General features: G+C 55.6%; 17 protein-coding genes and 2 tRNA genes. 9 read left to right on the forward strand and 10 right to left on the reverse strand.

The genetic code is table 11. The features are described from left to right. Nucleotides 1-118: 118 nt before the first annotated feature. Nucleotides 119-364, reverse strand: coding sequence for a type II toxin-antitoxin system Phd/YefM family antitoxin (locus tag GXP52_03220; GenBank protein NOY86298.1), 246 nt, complete (start codon nt 362-364; stop codon nt 119-121). A 335-nt stretch (nt 365-699) separates the two neighbouring features. Here GXP52_03220 and GXP52_03225 point away from each other — a divergent pair, with 335 nt between their 5' ends. Both GXP52_03225 and GXP52_03230 read left to right on the forward strand, forming a co-directional pair. Further along, nucleotides 700-1,335, forward strand: a complete 636-nt coding sequence (locus GXP52_03225; protein NOY86299.1) for a transcriptional regulator — start codon at nt 700-702, stop codon at nt 1,333-1,335. After that, nucleotides 1,316-1,738, forward strand: coding sequence for a hypothetical protein (locus tag GXP52_03230; GenBank protein NOY86300.1), 423 nt, complete (start codon nt 1,316-1,318; stop codon nt 1,736-1,738). The genes GXP52_03225 and GXP52_03230 overlap by 20 nt, the downstream gene beginning before the upstream one ends. A 145-nt stretch (nt 1,739-1,883) precedes the next feature. Here GXP52_03230 and GXP52_03235 read toward each other — a convergent pair whose 3' ends face one another. After that, a complete protein-coding gene (locus GXP52_03235; protein NOY86301.1) occupies nt 1,884-3,035 on the reverse strand; it encodes a HesA/MoeB/ThiF family protein in 1,152 nt (383 codons plus the stop codon). Between the two features lie 320 nt (nt 3,036-3,355). On the opposite strand from GXP52_03235, the gene GXP52_03240 reads away from it, so the two are divergent. Continuing rightward, nucleotides 3,356-4,012 carry a hypothetical protein gene (locus tag GXP52_03240; protein NOY86302.1) on the forward strand — a complete coding sequence of 219 codons (657 nt, stop codon included), beginning with the start codon at nt 3,356-3,358 and terminating at the stop codon, nt 4,010-4,012. 550 nt (nt 4,013-4,562) lie between these two features. Here GXP52_03240 and GXP52_03245 read toward each other — a convergent pair. The 8 genes from GXP52_03245 to GXP52_03280 form a co-directional block, all read right to left on the reverse strand. Then, nucleotides 4,563-4,639: transfer RNA gene (locus GXP52_03245), tRNA-Arg, on the reverse strand. A 5-nt stretch (nt 4,640-4,644) separates the two neighbouring features. Then, a tRNA-Pro gene (locus tag GXP52_03250) sits at nt 4,645-4,721 on the reverse strand. Between the two features lie 44 nt (nt 4,722-4,765). After that, a complete protein-coding gene (locus GXP52_03255) occupies nt 4,766-5,359 on the reverse strand; it encodes an XTP/dITP diphosphatase (GenBank protein NOY86303.1) in 594 nt (197 codons plus the stop codon). 420 nt (nt 5,360-5,779) lie between these two features. Next, nucleotides 5,780-6,502 (reverse strand): ribonuclease PH, encoded by a 723-nt coding sequence (gene rph, locus GXP52_03260; GenBank protein NOY86304.1) that lies wholly within the window; start codon nt 6,500-6,502, stop codon nt 5,780-5,782. A 76-nt stretch (nt 6,503-6,578) separates the two neighbouring features. After that, complete coding sequence (locus GXP52_03265; protein ID NOY86305.1) at nt 6,579-7,379, reverse strand: glutamate racemase; 801 nt, start codon at nt 7,377-7,379, stop codon at nt 6,579-6,581. 12 nt (nt 7,380-7,391) lie between these two features. Further along, nucleotides 7,392-7,961 carry a GerMN domain-containing protein gene (locus GXP52_03270; protein ID NOY86306.1) on the reverse strand — a complete coding sequence of 190 codons (570 nt, stop codon included), beginning with the start codon at nt 7,959-7,961 and terminating at the stop codon, nt 7,392-7,394. Beyond that, entirely contained in the window at nt 7,958-9,199 is a 1,242-nt protein-coding gene (locus tag GXP52_03275) for an N-acetylmuramoyl-L-alanine amidase (GenBank protein NOY86307.1), read from the reverse strand. The genes GXP52_03270 and GXP52_03275 overlap by 4 nt, the downstream gene beginning before the upstream one ends. After that, nucleotides 9,199-11,649 carry a PBP1A family penicillin-binding protein gene (locus GXP52_03280; protein ID NOY86308.1) on the reverse strand — a complete coding sequence of 817 codons (2,451 nt, stop codon included), beginning with the start codon at nt 11,647-11,649 and terminating at the stop codon, nt 9,199-9,201. The genes GXP52_03275 and GXP52_03280 overlap by 1 nt, the downstream gene beginning before the upstream one ends. 239 nt (nt 11,650-11,888) lie before the next feature. On the opposite strand from GXP52_03280, the gene GXP52_03285 reads away from it, so the two are divergent. From GXP52_03285 to GXP52_03310, 6 genes are all read left to right on the forward strand, one after another. Beyond that, the gene (locus GXP52_03285) at nt 11,889-12,764 is read left to right on the forward strand and encodes a 50S ribosomal protein L11 methyltransferase (protein ID NOY86309.1); all 876 of its coding nucleotides are present in this window, start codon (nt 11,889-11,891) and stop codon (nt 12,762-12,764) included. A gap of 9 nt (nt 12,765-12,773) precedes the next feature. Continuing rightward, the gene (locus GXP52_03290; protein NOY86310.1) at nt 12,774-13,523 is read left to right on the forward strand and encodes a 16S rRNA (uracil(1498)-N(3))-methyltransferase; all 750 of its coding nucleotides are present in this window, start codon (nt 12,774-12,776) and stop codon (nt 13,521-13,523) included. A 234-nt stretch (nt 13,524-13,757) separates the two neighbouring features. Then, complete coding sequence (locus GXP52_03295) at nt 13,758-14,309, forward strand: RDD family protein (GenBank protein NOY86311.1); 552 nt, start codon at nt 13,758-13,760, stop codon at nt 14,307-14,309. Next, on the forward strand, nt 14,237-14,965 hold the full coding sequence (locus GXP52_03300) for an endonuclease III domain-containing protein (GenBank protein NOY86312.1): 729 nt from the start codon (nt 14,237-14,239) through the stop codon (nt 14,963-14,965). Before GXP52_03295 ends, GXP52_03300 begins: the two co-directional genes overlap by 73 nt. 562 nt (nt 14,966-15,527) lie before the next feature. Continuing rightward, nucleotides 15,528-16,457: an ATP-binding cassette domain-containing protein gene (locus GXP52_03305; protein NOY86313.1), complete on the forward strand. Its 930-nt coding sequence runs from the start codon at nt 15,528-15,530 to the stop codon at nt 16,455-16,457. After that, nucleotides 16,454-17,275 (forward strand): ABC transporter permease, encoded by an 822-nt coding sequence (locus GXP52_03310; GenBank protein NOY86314.1) that lies wholly within the window; start codon nt 16,454-16,456, stop codon nt 17,273-17,275. The genes GXP52_03305 and GXP52_03310 overlap by 4 nt, the downstream gene beginning before the upstream one ends. The last annotated feature ends 181 nt before the right edge of the window (nt 17,276-17,456 follow it).

Genomic DNA, 17,456 nt, shown 5'->3' on the forward strand with positions numbered 1-17,456 from the left:
CGGGATCAGACGCGAGGGCATCGATCTTTGTGCTGACCCTGCGTTGGAGCTTTACGGGGAGTGACCCAAGCTGCCTGACTGCCACAGGTGCAAACTCGATACGGTACCGGGACACGGGTCAAAGCCCCAGGTCTTCTTTTACCTTTTCCCAGGGAATCGTTCCTTTTTCTTCGGCTTCGGCCAGGGCCGCGCGGGCATCCTCGAGATCCATCATGTCCTCGATCTCGTCCAACAACCTCAGATCCTCCATGGAGACCAGGGCGGCGACATCCTTCCCATGACGGCGGATGACAATGCGCTCCTTGCCGTATAATACCCGGTTCAGGGTATCGGACAGGCTGTCCCTTGCGACACTTGTGTCGATGGCATCGGAACCATACTGTTTGGCATCCTTTCTGTTTTTCGTTTCCACACGATCCTCCCTGCAACATTTTTGTATCTTTTGTACAAATATTACCAAAAGTACGGATCACGGGCAATGATAAAGGATCTGACTGATGAGAATCTGATTTTGTGAAGTGACCTCCAAGTCACGCCATCGGCGTGACTTGGATAAATTAGCTTTTGACCTTCGGGATTGCTTCCGTCTATCTTTTCAGCTCCGCATGAGATTGCCGCGTCACTCTCGTCTTCCTCGATGCTCCTCGCAATGACAGCAAATACAGTTTGAGGTTCATTTTCTGCTTGCTTGTTCTTAACTTGGGTACTATAGTTCCTACTATGGGAACGAAAATGACGGGAACAGTTGGACTAGGAGAGGTCCTGTTGTTTTCCAAAACTCGGCGCCGAGTGCTGGGATTGCTGTTTGGTAATACTGACAGGAGTTTTTACACCAGGGAGATCGTCCGGCACGCCGGCGTAGGGGTCGGTACTGTCCAGAGGGAATTGGAAAAGCTCTCCAGGGCCACCATCATAACTGTCGAGAAGATCGGCAATCAGAAACATTACCAAGCTAACCGGGAATCCCCCATTTTCGAGGAACTGTGTAGCCTTGCCCTCAAAACCTTCGGCTTATCGGACCTCCTCCGAAAAGATCTGGAACCGTTCTCAGAGAAAATCAAGGTCGCATTTATCTTTGGCTCTGTAGCCAAAGGCACAGATCATGCAAACAGTGACATAGATATTATGATCATTTCTGACCGCTTGGCTTACCCGGATATCATGTCGGTCATCCCCCAGGCTGAATTAAAACTGGAGCGGACTGTTAATCCCACACTTTTCAGCATGTCCGAGTTCAGAAAAAGAATTGGCACAGACAGTGGTTTTGTAAAAAGGGTCATGGCACAGCCGAAGATATTCCTGATTGGAACGGAAAATGACATCTCTGAAACTTGAAAAGCTGGTAGATATCGGCCAACTCAAAAAAGAGCCGGGCGACCAGACGGAGTTTGACGGACTGGTTCATTCAGGGCGAATACGGCTCGATGACGCCTGTCGGGAAACCTTGTCAATAGAAAGCCGCTTCGACCTTGTGTATAACGCTGCTCATGCGTTTTCCCTAGCAGCTTTACGCTGGAATGGTTATCGCTCCGACAATCGGTATATTGTCTTTCAGTGCTTACCACACACCCTCGGAGTGGGACCAGAGGTGTGGCGTATCCTGGCTCACTGTCATGGCCTTCGCAATCGCGGAGAGTACGAAGGCCTGCTGGATATCACCGAACAACTGATCAGGGACTTGATCCTGGCTACCGTAATAATCCGTGATTCAGTGGACAAACTCGGACTAATTTCCTAAAAGACAGAGTTGCCCGCTATGTCGTAGTCCGAAGGACATAGACGGGTCATTGCGTCTGTCCGCCTTCACTTAAGTTACGGCGTGACAAGCAGGCGTGACGAACGGGTGGTGAGATAAGGAGTTTAGTGCCCCACCGGGGGAGGCCTTACTCCTCCGGAACAATTTCGCCTGATAATCCCAGACCATCTACAAGGATGGACTTGTAGATCTCAAGTACATCTTCCCTGATATCCGATTTCACACCTGGAGCCGCCTGTGCGATCATAACCCCGCTCTTGAGGATGCTGACGGTAACACCTTCAGCCTGGTCAAAGGTTACGCCGAAAATGCCCGATGATCTTATACGTAAGCCCTTCTCGTTGAGCAAACCCGCCACATGGTCAAGAGGAATTTCAATTCGTTTTACAGGTGAAATAATAAAATTCCTGCGCCCATCCCTTGCACACGTTTCTTCAAAAAACTTTTCGGCCAACGGCTTCGGGACTCCCGATGGGTTGATACCGCACACGGGACAATCCTCCTGGGGAGCCAATTCCAGCGTATGGAATTTCAATTCTCCAAGCTCGATGTACAGCAGTTTGTTCAATAGTTTCGGCTCACGGCCGACAATGAGATTGACCGCCTCAAAAACCTGTATGGCCGTCACGATGCCCAGGATGGAAGGGTGGACACCCACGACACCGCATTTCGGCAGGTCTTCATTTTTGAGACCGCCCATGAAACATTCAAGGCAAAGGGTGCGGCCGGGCACCAAGGTAGACACGTTTCCGAGGGTCTGTATCGCAGCGCCAAAAATGTAAGGTATTTTCAGCTTATTGCAGGTCCGGTTGACAAGATAGCGAGGCTCAGGCTGGTCAAGACCATCCAGGACAACATCCATACCGCCGATCAATTCATTCACGTTGGTTGAATTCAGGGATTCAGGAATCGTCTCCAATGTCACGTCGGGGTTTAATCTTCCCAATTTTTCGAGCGCCACTTCAACCTTGGGCCGCCCCAGTGAATCAGCATCATAGAGATTTTGCCTGTGCAGATCTGAACGGGAAACGATATCTCTGTCGACCATTCGCAAATGTCCGATACCCATCCCAACGAGCTTTTGGGCGATCAGCGTCCCTAAACCACCCATTCCAATAATGGCTGCTCCGGCATTCCTGATCTTTATCTGTCCATCGTAGCCGATCTCCTCCAGGACGATTTGTCTCGCATAGGTCTCTAATTCAACATCAGAGAGCTTGTTCTTCATCGGCAACTCCTCGGTTTCCTTTTCCTTCAGTTTGTTTCCATTTCCATCCATTTTTTCCCGGTCTCGTCAGACATATCATCTGTTCTCAAGAAAGACTAATGCGCAATCAAAAACTTTTCGGTTCATCCTGGAAATGAGTACCTGAAGGATGACCGGATTTTGTGAAAAGCCAACTTAACACCGTTCGGCGCGCTTCGCTCGCTCACGGCAGGCAGGGTTACACAGAGTTTATTCAAAACAGTTCTTTTGTGCAACTTAGCCTGTCCTGAGTAAGCGTAACGCGTCGAAGGAAGCGAAGGAGGAGGGGGTGTAGCCCCTCACGCTACACAAGAGGTTCTTAAATGCGCTATCCTGAACCTAAAAGGAGGTTGTTGATGCTTAGAAGAAAGCTGTTCTGGCTGGTCTGCTGGGGGATCGCCTTCGGTTACATCGAAGCGTCCATTGTGGTTTACCTGCGCAAGATCTATTATCCGGCAGGCTTTTCTTTTCCCGCGGTTATCATCGAACCTGACATCGAGACGGTGGAAATTATAAGAGAAATAACGACCCTTGTCTTCATGTGGGCGGTGGCGGAACTTTCCTACCGCAGCTTCCAGTGCAGGCTTGCCGTCTTCATGTTCCTGTTCGGGGTCTGGGACATCTTCTACTACGTGTCCCTCAAGGCCATCTTGAACTGGCCCACGAGCCTGACCGATTGGGACATCCTCTTCCTGGTGCCCCTCCCCTGGGTGGGGCCGGTGTGGGCACCCGTGGTCGTCTCCACTGGAATGATCCTGGCGGGTTCCGCCATCCTCATCCGGAGCGAACGGGGAAAACCCCTGGACATGGGTACCGGTTTCATGCTCCTCGAGGTCGCCGCCGGGGTGATCATCATCTTATCGTTCCTCATCCCGGGCCAGGCCGTGATAAGGCAGACCGTCCCCCACCACTTTCCCTGGTACCTGTTTATGGTCGGTTTTGGATCCGGGTTGGGGGCTTTTGGATGGAAATTGACAGGTGGGGGGTTAAAAGGAAAGGGCAAACCGTAACGGGGCCGCCGGGATTGCCGCGTCACTCTCGTCTCCCTCGATGCTCCTCGCAATGACTTCGCTGGTCATTGTAAACCGCCAACAGTGTGACAGGCACTATTGGCCTTGCGGCCAGAGGTTCGAGTTCCCTCAACAGGCAGTGACAAAAAAAAGACCCTCCCAAAATCAGGAGGGTCTTTTTTTGTCATGGTACGCCCGGCAGGACTCCCTTCAAAACGCCATAGGCGTTTCTCAGGGCAGGCTCACTATTGTTGCGAGGACCCGTAAATGAGGTCCCGCTTCTTGAGGTGACTATGGCTTTTGAGGGTTTTCTCCAACGCAACAGCCTCTTTTTGCGAAAGAGGGCCTTGGAGGTAGAAGAAAGCGGGACAACCATGTTGTCTCAACCGATTATGTGGGTCTGTCGTTATTCCCACATAGAAGTTTTCTCCCTTGGGAACAATATAGACCCACCATCGGTTTAATTGCTGTCCTCGCAACATGTTTCTCATACTGAAGGGCGAATGCAATAAAAAGGCCCATCCCAAGAGGAAGGACCTTTTCATTGCATTGGTACGCCCGGCAGGACTCGAACCTGCGACCTACGGATTAGAAGTCCGTTGCTCTATCCAGCTGAGCTACGGGCGCATAAATGGTCGGGGCGAGAGGATTTGAACCTCCGACCTCCTGCTCCCAAAGCAGATGCGCTACCAGGCTGCGCTACGCCCCGAGCCGATGTAATGTACAATATTACTCTATTTTTGCAAGGGCTGCCTAGGGCAGGAAAGGGATAAGTTTCGCCATCTTCCTGAGGGCCGCCGCACGGTGGCTGACCGAGTTCTTCTCCCCGGGGTCCATCTCGGCGAAGGTCTTCCCGGCGGGTGGGTAGAAAAACAGCGGATCGTAACCGAACCCGCCCGCGCCCGCCATGCCGCCCGTGATCTCGCCGTCCACCCGGCCGTCGGTTTCCCAGGTACGCCCGTCCGGGGCCGCCAGGGACATGACGCACTGAAAGTGGGCTGTCCTGCTTCCCTCCGGCACGCCCTTCATCATATCGAGGAGCAGGGCGTTGTTGGCCTCCGTGTTTCCATCCTCTCCAGCGAACCTCGCCGACTGCACGCCGGGTCTTCCGTCCAGGGCGTCCACCACGAGCCCGGAATCGTCGGCGAGGGCAAAAACCCCGGACCACGCGGCTACGGCAAGGGCCTTTTTTCTGGCGTTCGCCGTGAATGTGTCCCCATCCTCGACCACCTCCGGCGGGCGGCCCGGGAAATCGTCCAATGAGAGGATATCCAGTCCGGTCCCGGCCAGCATGGCCCTGATCTCGGCGATTTTGCCCTCGTTTCGCGACGCGATAACCAACTTCATAATGCCTACCAATATTAAAGCCACAATAGTGGGAAAGCTAATTTAACACCGTTCGGCGCGCTTCGTTCGCTCACGGCAGGCAGGGGTGCACGGAGTTTCACCAGCCGTCGCTGAAGTTATGGCTGGCAGGATTAAATCAAAAAATATTCCTCTCACCTGACTTTTTTGCGAAACTCTGTCACGCCATTGGCGTGATGCGGCCTACCAGCGAGCCGCCTTTGCGTAACTCTGCGTTACAGCCCTGAAGCACAGGTTTTATCGCAGAGGGTCGCGGAGGGCGCCACTCTCAGGTGCTGCCGCAAAGAGCCGCAAAGTTAACGAAGTTGCACGAAGTTTAAAACCTGTGAAACCCTCATTTAAAACCCCGTGTTGTGACCTTCGAACGGTCACGCTGTGATAGAGGCTTTAATCCGCTGGTGATTATCTGAGTTCCCCAAGGATTTCCTTTTGCCACTTTATGATTTTCTTGATTCCCCTGGCTCCGACGGCGATGAGGTCATTGAGGCCGTCTTTGGAGAAGGTGGTCCCCTCGCCGCCGGCCTGCACCTCCACCAGACGGCCGGAGGCGGTCATGACCAGGGTCATGTCCACATCAGCCTGGGAATCCTCGGTGTAGCACAGGTCCAGCAGGGTGTTTTGATCCACGATGCCCACACTGACGGCTGCCAGGTAATCCTCTATGGGTATCCTTTTGATCCGTTTAGCTTCCTTGAGTTTACGGATGGCGTCGACCAGCGCTATAAACGCTCCGTTGATGGCCGCGGTCCGGGTTCCACCGTCGGCCTGTATGACGTCGCAGTCGAGATAGATGGTGCGTTCTCCAAGGGCTGCCGTGTCCACCACCGCCCTCATGGCCCTTCCAATGAGCCTCTGGATCTCGAATGTCCTGCCGGCGGTCTTGTTGATGGTCTGCCGGCTGAGACGGTTCTGGGTGGAACGCGGTAGCATGGCATACTCCGCCGTAACCCATCCTCGCCCGGTACCCTTGAGCCACGGCGGCACGCGCGTATCCACGGACGCGCTGCATACCACACGGGTGTCGCCCATCTCTATGAGCACACTGCCCTCGGCGTACTTCTGGTACGGCCTGGTCAGTTTTATTTCCCTTATCTTATCCGGTTTCCGCCCGTCAGGCCTTATCAGTTCTCCCAGCTTGAATGTCAGATCCTTGTGTTTGCTCACCTGATACTCCTTGATTCAAATGGCCTTACGGCCGGTTTCAGTGCTCGAGGGCAACCAGGGAAACATCCTGAAGCTCCCTTCCCAGAAAGATCTTCCCCACTTCGGTGAAGCGCGAAGGCGAGTCGGTCACCTCAAAATGGTCCGGTTGATTCTTTTTCACAGGAGTCGGCGGACTTTGCGCCGTGTGGCTGCTCACGTCCAGCGCGGTTTCCCGAGCCGAATCGATAAGGGTGACCCCCTTCCCCATAACCCTGGAGATTACCTCCTTTAAAAGAGGGTAATGGGTACACCCGAGGACGAGTGTGTCCACATCCTTTTCCAGAAGGGGTTTAAGGTAGCGCCCGGCGATCCGGTAAGTCACCTCTTCATCGAGCCAGCCCTCCTCCACAAGGGGAACGAAAAGCGGGCAGGAGACGGCAGTGATCTTCACGGATTTGTCCAGGGCCGAAATAGCCTGCTGATAGGCGCCCGACAGGACGGTTCCCCGGGTGCCTATGACCCCGACAATCCCGTTTCGGGTTGTCCGGACCGCGGCCCTGGCCCCCGGTTCGATAACGCCGAACACAGGGACGGTGAGAAAATCGCGAAGAGGTTCCAGTGCGTAGGCCGTGGCCGTGTTGCACGCGACCACTATTGTGTCGGCGCCGGAATCCACCAGGTGCGAGGCAATCTGCCGGCTGTAGCGGACCACCGTTTCGGCTGATTTTGTCCCGTAGGGAACACGCGCCGTATCGCCGAGGTAATGGATGGGCACACCGTGGATACCATCCCTGATGGCCCGGTATACGGTCAGCCCCCCTATGCCGGAATCGAAGATACCGAGTTTAAGCAAAACAATCTCCCGGGGAGCCTACCACTCCCCCGCCAGAAGTTGAACCCGCCCGGGGAGAGGTCTGCTTATGTCCACGTGGCCGGCGAGCGTTTCGGGTTCCCGCCCCTCGATGAGGATCTGGACCTTTTTTACCTCGGGGAAGTTCTCGGTGATGGTGTTGACGATGGAATAGATGGTGAGAAGCTCCGTCCATGATCCACCCGGATGATTATTCGAGATGGCGGAAGTGAAATCCACAAAAGCCGTGGCCTCCTTGTAATAGATCCCGCGGATTTTTGTCCCTTTGGGTATGGTCGGTGAAAGGTTCTTCTTTTGAGGTCCGGCTATCAGGGCTTCCATGGCCTGCCTGACCTTTTCCTCGATGGAACGACCCCCGATTTCCCTGGGCTCGATGGCAAGGCGCCGGTCGTCGGCGTCGGAGAAGTACAGATCGATTACCTTCGCCTCCCCCTCCGCGGCCTTCCCGGGCCTTTGGCTGACGGCGATCCCCGATCTGTCGTGCTTCCATGAACGGTAGACGCCGATCCCGGCCATACCGGCGGCAACGAAGGCCAGGATAACTCCGAATATGATGAGACCTTTCCTCATGGGCTCTCCGTCCTGACCTCACCGCGAATCAAGGCCCGATTGTAGTCGGCAATGGCGTCAAAGAGGGCCCTCGCTATTCTTGTCTGATATGGATCCCGATCAAGGTTGATCTCCTCCGCGGGATTGGTGATAAATCCGATCTCCACCAGGATCGCCGGCATTCTGGCGCCCACGAGTACGGCCAGGGGCGCCTGTCTGACCCCACGATCCCGAACGTTCAGGGTCTTGACCATGCTCTTTTGAACACGGGATGCCACCTGCCCGCTCTCGTTGAGGAACTCCAGCTGGGCCATATCCCAGAGGATTGCTTCAAGGATAGGCCCTTGCCTCAGGTCGCCGTTAATCCCGAGCGCCTTGTTCTCAACCTGGGCAAGTTGGGATGCTTCCAGATCACTGGCCGAAAAGCTCAGATAATAGGTCTCGCAACCGTTCACCCCCTCACGGAAGGCGGCATTGGCGTGAACACTCACGAACAGATCGGCACGGTTGTTGTTGGCGATGGCGGTTCTCTCTTTCAGACCCACGAAGTAGTCGGCGGTCCGGGTAAGCACCACCTTTATCCCCAGATCATCCTCCAGCATGGTCTTGAGCTTTTCGGTAACGGAAAGCACGAGGGCCTTTTCCACGGTTCCCGCGTTTCCATGGGCTCCACTGCTCCGACCGCCGTGCCCGGGGTCAAGGACCACGACCCTCAGGCCATGGTTGACCTTCTTGATGTCAACGGGTTGTTGATACTTATCACGCTCGATAAAGGATGCGTACCGGGGCAGATCTTCCACGGGGATTCCGTCGAAGGACCCGGTTCCGGGGGATCCTACGGTCATCGAATCCTCCCCATCGAGGGAAACGGCCCGCCCGATCAGGGCCGGGAGAACCTTGGTAAGAAAATCCAGAGGCACCGACAAGGCACTCCCTGCAGTACCCAGAGGGGAGGTGAGAACGGCGAAAAGCCCCCTGGAAAGGACGAGAGGCGAGTCCAACAGGAGACGGCAGGAACCTCCGTCTCCCACAAGGTCCAGCCTCTCCCCGAGCAGGTCCATGCTGGTGCGCAGGGAGAAGACCTTCACGATGTCGCCCAGGATCAACCTGCCGTCAGAAAGGTTCAGGGAGGCGGCCGTCCCGGGGATCGTGTCATTACCCGTGATCATGATAGTCCCGGCGCCGGACTGGGCGGAAGGGGCGAGTAGGAGAATCAGGGAGAAAAAAAGTACCAGGGCAATGCGCAGGGGAGAGGACATCAAAAATCCCGCGGCAGAAGGCCCGGAAGGTCGGATGGAGGCATATATCCCGGTGTGTAGGTCTTGACGTTTGACCCGGCCCCGTTAGCTCTGCGGACCTTTGCATACTCCTTTGGAGCCGTCCCGATCTTGAATCCCTCATAGATGAACTTCTCCACACCCGGACCGGCCAGGAGCCCTGACTTGGGTTCAACCTTGACCATCTCGATACCGGGCGGCGGCGGCGGAAACGGGAGAACCGGCCGGCCTTCCAGAGCCTTTTGCATAAAGTCCACCCAAATGGGGGCCGCGGCCCTGGACCCCGTTTCGTTTACACCAAGGGGAGCATCTTCATCGAATCCGACCCAGACCCCGGTAACTATGCGTGGGGTAAAGCCCATATACCAGGCATCTATCATGTCGTTTGTGGTGCCTGTCTTGCCTCCCGTGGGGCGTTTGATAGCCTTGGCCCGCCAGCCGGTGCCTGACTGGACGACCCCGCGCAGAAGATTCTGCATAACATAGGACGTGTCCTCGGACAGGGAACGGACAAGTTCGGGTCCGCCCTGTTCCAGGACGTTTCCGTCCCGGTCCACCACCTTCATCACGAACCACGGTGAGGAATGAAGCCCCAGGTTGGCAAAAACGGTGTAGGCGGAAGTCAATTCAACGGGGGTGACGCCAAGGGACCCCAAGGCAAGGGAAAGATCTTCAGGTAAGTCCTTGTCCAGTCCAAAGCGCTTCGCATACTGTATCACGACCTGGACACCGAGCTTCTGGACCAGTTTGATTGTGACAACATTCCGGGACTTGATGATGCCGGTGCGCAGCGTCGTCGGGCCGTAGAACTTTTCCTCGTAATTGGAAGGTTTCCACTTCAGGTCGACCGACGGGTCGTTGTAGATGATGGGTGAATCCATGATGATGGAGGAGGGGGTAAACCCATTGTCCATTGCCGCACTGTATACGATGGGTTTGAAGGCGGATCCGGGCTGCCGCCGGGCCTGTGTCGCACGGTTGAACTCACTCTTTGAAAAATCATACCCTCCTACCAGGGCCAGGATCTGGCCGGTGGGAGCGTCCATGGAAACAAGCGCTCCCTGGGCAGCCGGGTCCTGCTCAAGAGCAAACAGGGGCGCGTTCTCATTGTTCTTTTTTCCAAGGTAGCGGACCTGGATAAGGGATCCCACGCTCAGGGCATCATCGGCCCTTTTCAGGACAGCCCGGGTGTATTCAACCTCGGGGTCCGGTTTTCTCGCCCACTTCATCTGTTTGAGAGGAATATATCCCAAGGCCCCCCCAAGATCGATCTGCGCCCCATCCTTGTCGACCCTCACAACCAGGGCTTTGGCCATGTGATCCGGTCCCCATGGAATCTCGCCCGCCGTGCCCGACGCAACGTCACCGAGTCCATTCTCAACCCGGATCTTCTCGATGGCGTCGCCAAAATCCTCAGCGCTGATAAATTCCAACGGCCCCCGATAGCCCTGTCGTTTGTCAAGGTTTTTCAGGCCCTTTCGCACAGCGGCCTGGGCGTCGGCCTGAAGCGCGCTGTCCATTGTGGTGTAGACCTTCAATCCACCCCGGTAGAGGGCATCCTCCCCGTACTTATCGTAGATGTAGCGCCTGACCTCCTCACTGAAGTAGGCGGCGGGATCGTCCTTGACCGGACGTTTGGGGTGAAGGCCGAGAGGGGCCGCCTGGGCTTCGGACATTTCCGCGGCGGTTATATCGCCTACCTCCCTCATCCTGCTGAGGACCTGGTTTCGCCTGGCCATCGCCCTTTCAGGGTTCCTGGTCGGGTCGTACGCGCTGGGCGCCTTTGGGAGACCGGCAAGAAGGGCAGTCTCAGGGAGGGTCAGCTCCCAGACATGTTTTCCGAAATAATTGAGCGCCGCCATCTCGATACCGTAGCTGCCGGAACCGAAATAACTCTGGTTCAGATAGATCTCCAGGATCTCATCCTTGGTGAAGCGCTTGCTCATCCGCATGGCGAGAATCGCTTCCTTTATTTTTCGCGAGTACTTCTTTTCGTTGGTCAGGAGGAGGGATTTGGCCACCTGCTGGGTAATGGTGCTTCCGCCCTGAACCACGTGTCCTGCCCGCAGGTTTTTTATGAAGGCCCGGAAAATGCCCCCGTAGTCAAGGCCGTTGTGGTGATAGTAGTTGGAATCCTCGATGGCGAGCACGGCGTTGATGACCACCCTGGGCACCTGGTCTATAGAGATAAGCTCCCGGTTTTCCGTAAAGAAACGGTGGGCCTCGTTGCCGTCGCGATCGTACATGATCGTGGGCAATGCGGGTTTGTAATCGTTAATACTCTCGAGCCGGGGCAGCTTAAGGCTGAAATAGAAAAAAACCGCCGCGATGAACAGAACGCCGGCCAGAAACATGCCCGCCAGTGCCTTCAGAATCGTTCTTAAGCGCCTTCTTTTCTTTTGCCGACTTGTGGGAATTTTTCGAATCTTCAATTTGAATTGAACCTCTTGGCAATCCGACATTTCCTCTCATATCCAAACAAGTGACACTACGTTCCGTCATGAAACTTGTCAAGTAAACCCAACCCATTTAAGCAATACACAATAGGAAGAGTAACCTGTTTTGACATGGGGAAATCTATGTTAAGGTTTGAAGGTGTCGGACTCGCAAAAACTCCGACAGGTATTGCATTCCGTTGCGGCTTCACTAAACTTTTTACGGGGTTTTTAAAATGGGCGCTGAATTCTGGAGGAAAATCGTCATTGTGGTCCCAAAAGATTCCGGGGACGCTGTTTCCGATTTTCTGACCGGATTGACCGGCCGCGGGGTCATCGTGGAGGATGCCGGAGGCGTCGTCGGCATAACGGCCTATCTGCCCGGAGACAACAGCGGGGAGGCTATTCCCCTTCTTCGGCAATATCTCGACGAACTGGCCGCAATGGGCGCCCTTCCGGACGAGATTCCAATGGAGGTCACCCGGGAGCCGGAGGAAGACTGGATGGAGACCTTCCGATCCCAGCACTCCAGGGTGGCCATCTCGGACCGTATTGCCGTGAGACCGACGTGGTGTGCTCCCGAGAACGGAAAAGAGATCGTTCTGGATCCGGGGTTGGCGTTTGGCACGGGAAGCCACGCGACCACACGCATGTGCCTTACGCTCATGGACCGCCACATCGGGTCTTCACCTCCGTCAAGGCTGTTGGATGTGGGTACCGGAACGGGCATCCTGGCCATCGCCGCGGCATTTCTCGGGATTGGTGAGGTCCTTGCCGTGGACGTTGATCCCGTATCCGTCCGGGTGGCCCGGGAAAATACCAAAGCCAACGGGGTAGAAAAGTCGGTCACGGTTGTTGAGGGCAGCATCGAAAAGGCATCCGGCGCCTATGACATGATCACCGCCAACCTGTACTCATCGCTCCTGACCGGCCTGGCAGACCCTCTTTGCAAAGTGTTGGCTCCGGGAGGAATTCTCATCGCATCGGGCATGATGGAAGACGAGAAAGAGACGGTAATAGACGCTTTTTTCGCGGCCGGTCTGAACTGCGATGATATTCTCTCCGAGGATATCTGGGTCGCGGGCCTGTTTACGGGTCTCCCACAAGGTTAACGAACCGTCATGTCCTCCGGATCATTTTACATCGAACCCAAAAGTGTTACCGGGAATACCGCCGTTCTGAAGGGTGAGGACCTGCGACACGCACGCCTCGCTCTTCGCCTCAGCAAGGGTGACCGGGTCCGGCTATACGACGGCCTTGGGGGAATCTACCATGCGGTTTTCCAGTCCGTCTCCCAGACGGTGGGGGTTCTGGAAATCACGGCCCGGGAGGTTGAACCGGAGCCGTCTTTGGACCTTGCTGTCGCAATGGGCATCGTCAGGGGCGAACGGTTCGAGTGGGCCATTGAGAAAGGCACTGAACTGGGGGCCTCGACGTTCATACCCCTGATCACCGAGAGAGTGGAAGACAAGGCCCTCCGTACTCCATGGAATCGAAAGGACAGATTGACGAGAATTATCGCCTCGACCTGTAAACAATGCGAGAGAGCTCGATTCCCCCTGCTGCGGGAACCGATCCCTTTGGAGGCATTAAACCCCGACGGGTATGATCTGGCTGTCGCCTTCTGGGAATCGAGGGAGGCGCCCAACATTGCAGAGACGGTGGAAAGCGGGCTTCATCCCCGATCCTGCCTGATGGTCGTAGGACCGGTGGGTGGATTTACCGCCGATGAGGCGCGCATGATGGAAGAAAAGGGCTTCATCCTCGCCGGAATGGGCGCCCGGGTTCTTAGAACCGAGACAGCCGTGACCGCCGGCGCGGCAATTATTCAGTACCTGTGGGGAGATATGGGAGACAGGGTCAAAAGATAATTTAACATAGTGCAGCCCCTGGAAGGCTGCTTCACAGGGTTCGGAATAAGGGTTTTACGTTTTTTTGTGTAACGAACGAGCGTGAGATAAAATATTGAAATTAGCTTCCAAGTACCCGGTGTCACATTGGTTTTTGTGACGAACGGGTGGTAGTGAGATAAGTAGTTCAGGTCCAACCCGGCCAAGGTGCAGGTATTCATCTTCAGAATGAATTAAAAAAGGAGAACGAACCATATGTCGAGAACAAACTTCTGCTCCAACTGCGGCGCCATGGATTACGGAACCCCGAATTGCCCAATATGTCAGGCACCCATGAGCCGTGCAGGCGATCGGCCGACTATTCCCGAGATACAGATCGACCCCATAGTTACTACACCCTCTGTCCGGCTGGCGGGCTTTTTCAGGCGTTTTTTCGCACTGTTCACCGACTACCTCATCCTCGGCATCCTGAGCGATCTCATCAGCATGTCCTACCACGCCGGGGCCGGAAGTTCTTTCCGCATGATGAGGATCAACCTGTTTTTCGGAGTCTCCTCGGTTCTGGCCCTCATCTATTTTACCGTCCTCATCGGTGAGTCCGGCCAGACACTGGGGAAAAAGCTCTTCGGGGTTCGGGTTATCCGAACCGACGGCACACCCGTATCCTACGGCAGGGCGCTGGGAAGAGCCCTTGGCTACTACCTCTCATCTCTCTTCTTCTCCATGGGTTTCATATGGGCGGCTTTCGACCGGAGAAATCAGACCTGGCACGACAAGCTGGTGGATACACTGGTCATCCGGACGTGACGAAAGCTTCGACCCCAAAGGACGTCTATCAGGCGTTGCTCGATGCCTACGGACCCAGGAACTGGTGGCCGGCGGATACCCCCTTCGAGGTCATGCTGGGGGCCATCCTGACCCAGAATACAGCCTGGAACAATGTCGAGCGGGCTATTGTCTCCCTGAAGGCAGTCGCCCCCCTGGAACCGGAACGGGTCCTCAATCTGGACGAGGAGACGCTTCAGGACGCTATCAGGCCTTCCGGGTATTTTCGGCAGAAAGAACGCAGGCTCCGGCTTTTATGTCGATATATTATGGAAAAATATGACGGCGATATTGCCGGAATGGAGAGGGTGGATACGGAGGCGCTGCGCGGGGAGCTTCTCGGGCTTAACGGGATCGGGCCCGAAACGGCCGATTCCATCCTTCTTTACGCGCTCAACAGGCCGGTCTTCGTTGTCGACTCCTATACCGTGAGGCTCATGGACCGGCTGGGCCTTCTGGAGGGTTCGGGCGGATACAACGAGGTCCAGAATCTTTTCACCGAATCCCTGGAACCTGACACGGCCATGTATAACGAGTACCACGCCCTCATCGTCATTCACGGGAAGGAAAGGTGCAGAAAGAGGGCGCCTCTGTGTGAGGGATGTCCCTTGGGGAGTGTGTGTCAAGCACGTCCCTGAAGGGACGTAGTTCAAGGTGAAAAAGAAAGTCCAGAGTCCAGTATCCAGAGTTCAACGTGAAAGAGAAAGTCCAGAGTCCAGAGTCCAGAGCCCAGGGTCCAGAGTGGAGCAATCAAGGGCTGGGTGAAGGAATCCAGGTTCCAGGCCAGCCTCTACGACTTGTCCCGCCGGTTTGTCACGGCGTAGTTTGAAAGACGTAGACGGAAGCCTTGGCGAACGCGGAAGTTGACCCCCACGCAGTCATTGCGAACAGATGCCGTGTGAAGCAATCCCGGAAAGAGTGGCGATGCCTGCGAGACTGCCGCGGCACAGGGAACGGCCTCGCAGTGACAGGCACAGTCATTGCGAACCGACACCCGCGTGAAGCAATCCCGTTTACATTGATGTCAGAGACAGGGGGTTGGGATGTGTTTGGAAGTATCGAAGATCTTTTACTCTGGACTCTGGACTTTCGACTCTGGACATTGATAGGGTCGTGAAAAGTCCATCCATGACTTTTTGCGAAGTCATCAACATTGAACGTTTGGTTCCAGGTACTCATTTACATGATGAACCAAAAACTATGGATATTGTTCTTAAAGCCACAGATCTGACCAAGCGTTTCGGGTCCTTCACCGCTGTGGATCGGATCTCCTTTTCCGTCGCGGCCGGGGAGTGCTTCGGGTTCCTCGGCCCGAACGGCGCCGGAAAAACCACCATCATGCGTATGATCACCAACCACCTGCCGGTTACTGAAGGGTCCCTGGCCGTCCTGGGCATGGAGGTGGGAGACCACGCCAGAGAGGTCAAGGGGCGTATCGGCGTGGTGCCCCAGGAGAACAACCTCGACACCGACCTTAAGGTAATGGAAAACCTCCAGATCTACTCCCGCTACCACGGCATTCCTAAAAAAGAGGCAAAAAACCGTGCGCTGAAGATGCTGGAATTTTTCCAACTCGAGGAGTATGCCCAAAGTCCCATTACACAGCTTTCCGGCGGGATGCAGCGGCGGCTGCTCATAGCCAGGGGGCTCATCAACAACCCCGAGGTTCTGATCCTCGACGAACCGACGACGGGCCTCGATCCCCAGGCCCGGCACATGATCTGGCAGAAGCTGCGCGCCCTTCAGGGCCAGGGAGTGACCCTCATCCTGACTACCAACAACATGGACGAGGCCGAGCGTCTGTGCTCCCGGCTGGTGATCATCGACCACGGGAAGATACACATCGAGGGATCACCGAAGGAACTTATTGAAAAATACGCCGGCAGGGAGGTCCTTGAGATCAGGCTCCTGGACGGGGAAGACAAGGATGAGTGTCTCAGATCCATCGGGGGGAAGGGCCTTGCCGGGGTCGATGTGGAGTGCTCCCCCGATACGCTTTACCTTTACACGTCGGACGCGGCCGCCCTCATGGGCCGGCTTACCTTCGGACCGGAGAGAACCATTCTCCAGCGCCGTGCCACTTTGGAGGACGTATTTCTCCGCATGACCGGAAGGGAACTCAGGGAATGAGCGGCCCCGTGGTTCCCGTCCCTCCGGCCAGGACCCCGCGGTCGGGGTCCATGCTCCCCGATCTTACCTTCCGGGCCGTCTACGTCTGGTACCGGGATTTCACCGTCTGGACCACCTTCTACAAGGCGAGCCTCATCGGCAACCTGGGAGAACCTCTTCTTTACCTCCTTGCCATGGGATGGGGACTCGGCAAGATGGTGGGCACCGTCAACGGTATTCCCTATATCTCCTTCCTGGCGCCCGGCCTCGTGTGTTCCGCCGCCATGTACGCGGCTACCTTCGAATGCACCTTCGGGGCTTTTACCCGCATGACCCGGCAACTGACCTACGATGCCATCCTGGCCACCCCGGTTTCCCTGGACGAGATAGTGCTGGGTGAAATCCTCTGGGGAGCCACCAAGAGTTTTTTCTCCGGCGCGGCAATGCTCACAGTCATGGCCCTTTTCGGCCTGATCCAGAGCCCGTGGGCAATTCTGACTCTTCCCCTTGCCTTCATTATCGGCCTGCTCTTCGCCGCATTGTCCATGGCCGTAACAGCCAAGTCCCCATCCTACGATTTCTTCTCCTATTACTTCACTCTGGGCATCGCCCCGATGTTTCTCTTCTCGGGTATCTTCTTTCCCCTCGGGAACCTGCCCGTCTGGGCCCAGACGTTCGCCTGGTTCCTTCCCCTGACCCACGGTGTAACCGTGAGCCGGGCGTTGGTCATGGGAAATATTTCGTGGAATATGCTGGGGGACATGGCCTGGCTGGCGGGGTTTTTCTGCCTCGCCTTCATGTTCGCCATCAGGGGCATCCGAAACCGGCTGGTTATTTAGAGACAGTCCAGAGACCATCCACCTTCGCCAAGGCTACGGTGGACAAAGATACATAGAGGTTACAGTTCGGCAAAAACACCATACTCACACAGCCGGTTTCCACAGATCATTATTTTATTGGCTGGAACTTCATTTCCGCTATGTGTTAAATTCTTCAAGGCCCGGCCAACATTAAACATTC

It is taken from the genome of Deltaproteobacteria bacterium, assembly GCA_013151915.1.
Lineage (GTDB): Bacteria > BMS3Abin14 > BMS3Abin14 > BMS3Abin14 > BMS3Abin14 > BMS3ABIN14.

Excerpts from the sequence above, each read along its gene's own strand:
- GXP52_03230 (NOY86300.1), top strand. The coding sequence starts at position 1,316 with ATGACATCTCTGAAACTTGAAAAGCTGGTAGATATCGGCCAACTCAAA.
- GXP52_03235 (NOY86301.1), bottom strand. The coding sequence starts at position 3,035 with ATGGATGGAAATGGAAACAAACTGAAGGAAAAGGAAACCGAGGAGTTG.
- GXP52_03255 (NOY86303.1), bottom strand. The coding sequence starts at position 5,359 with ATGAAGTTGGTTATCGCGTCGCGAAACGAGGGCAAAATCGCCGAGATC.
- GXP52_03270 (NOY86306.1), bottom strand. The coding sequence starts at position 7,961 with ATGAGGAAAGGTCTCATCATATTCGGAGTTATCCTGGCCTTCGTTGCC.
- GXP52_03275 (NOY86307.1), bottom strand. The coding sequence starts at position 9,199 with ATGTCCTCTCCCCTGCGCATTGCCCTGGTACTTTTTTTCTCCCTGATT.
- GXP52_03285 (NOY86309.1), top strand. The coding sequence starts at position 11,889 with ATGGGCGCTGAATTCTGGAGGAAAATCGTCATTGTGGTCCCAAAAGAT.
- GXP52_03290 (NOY86310.1), top strand. The coding sequence starts at position 12,774 with ATGTCCTCCGGATCATTTTACATCGAACCCAAAAGTGTTACCGGGAAT.
- GXP52_03295 (NOY86311.1), top strand. The coding sequence starts at position 13,758 with ATGTCGAGAACAAACTTCTGCTCCAACTGCGGCGCCATGGATTACGGA.
- GXP52_03300 (NOY86312.1), top strand. The coding sequence starts at position 14,237 with ATGGGCGGCTTTCGACCGGAGAAATCAGACCTGGCACGACAAGCTGGT.
- GXP52_03305 (NOY86313.1), top strand. The coding sequence starts at position 15,528 with ATGGATATTGTTCTTAAAGCCACAGATCTGACCAAGCGTTTCGGGTCC.
- GXP52_03310 (NOY86314.1), top strand. The coding sequence starts at position 16,454 with ATGAGCGGCCCCGTGGTTCCCGTCCCTCCGGCCAGGACCCCGCGGTCG.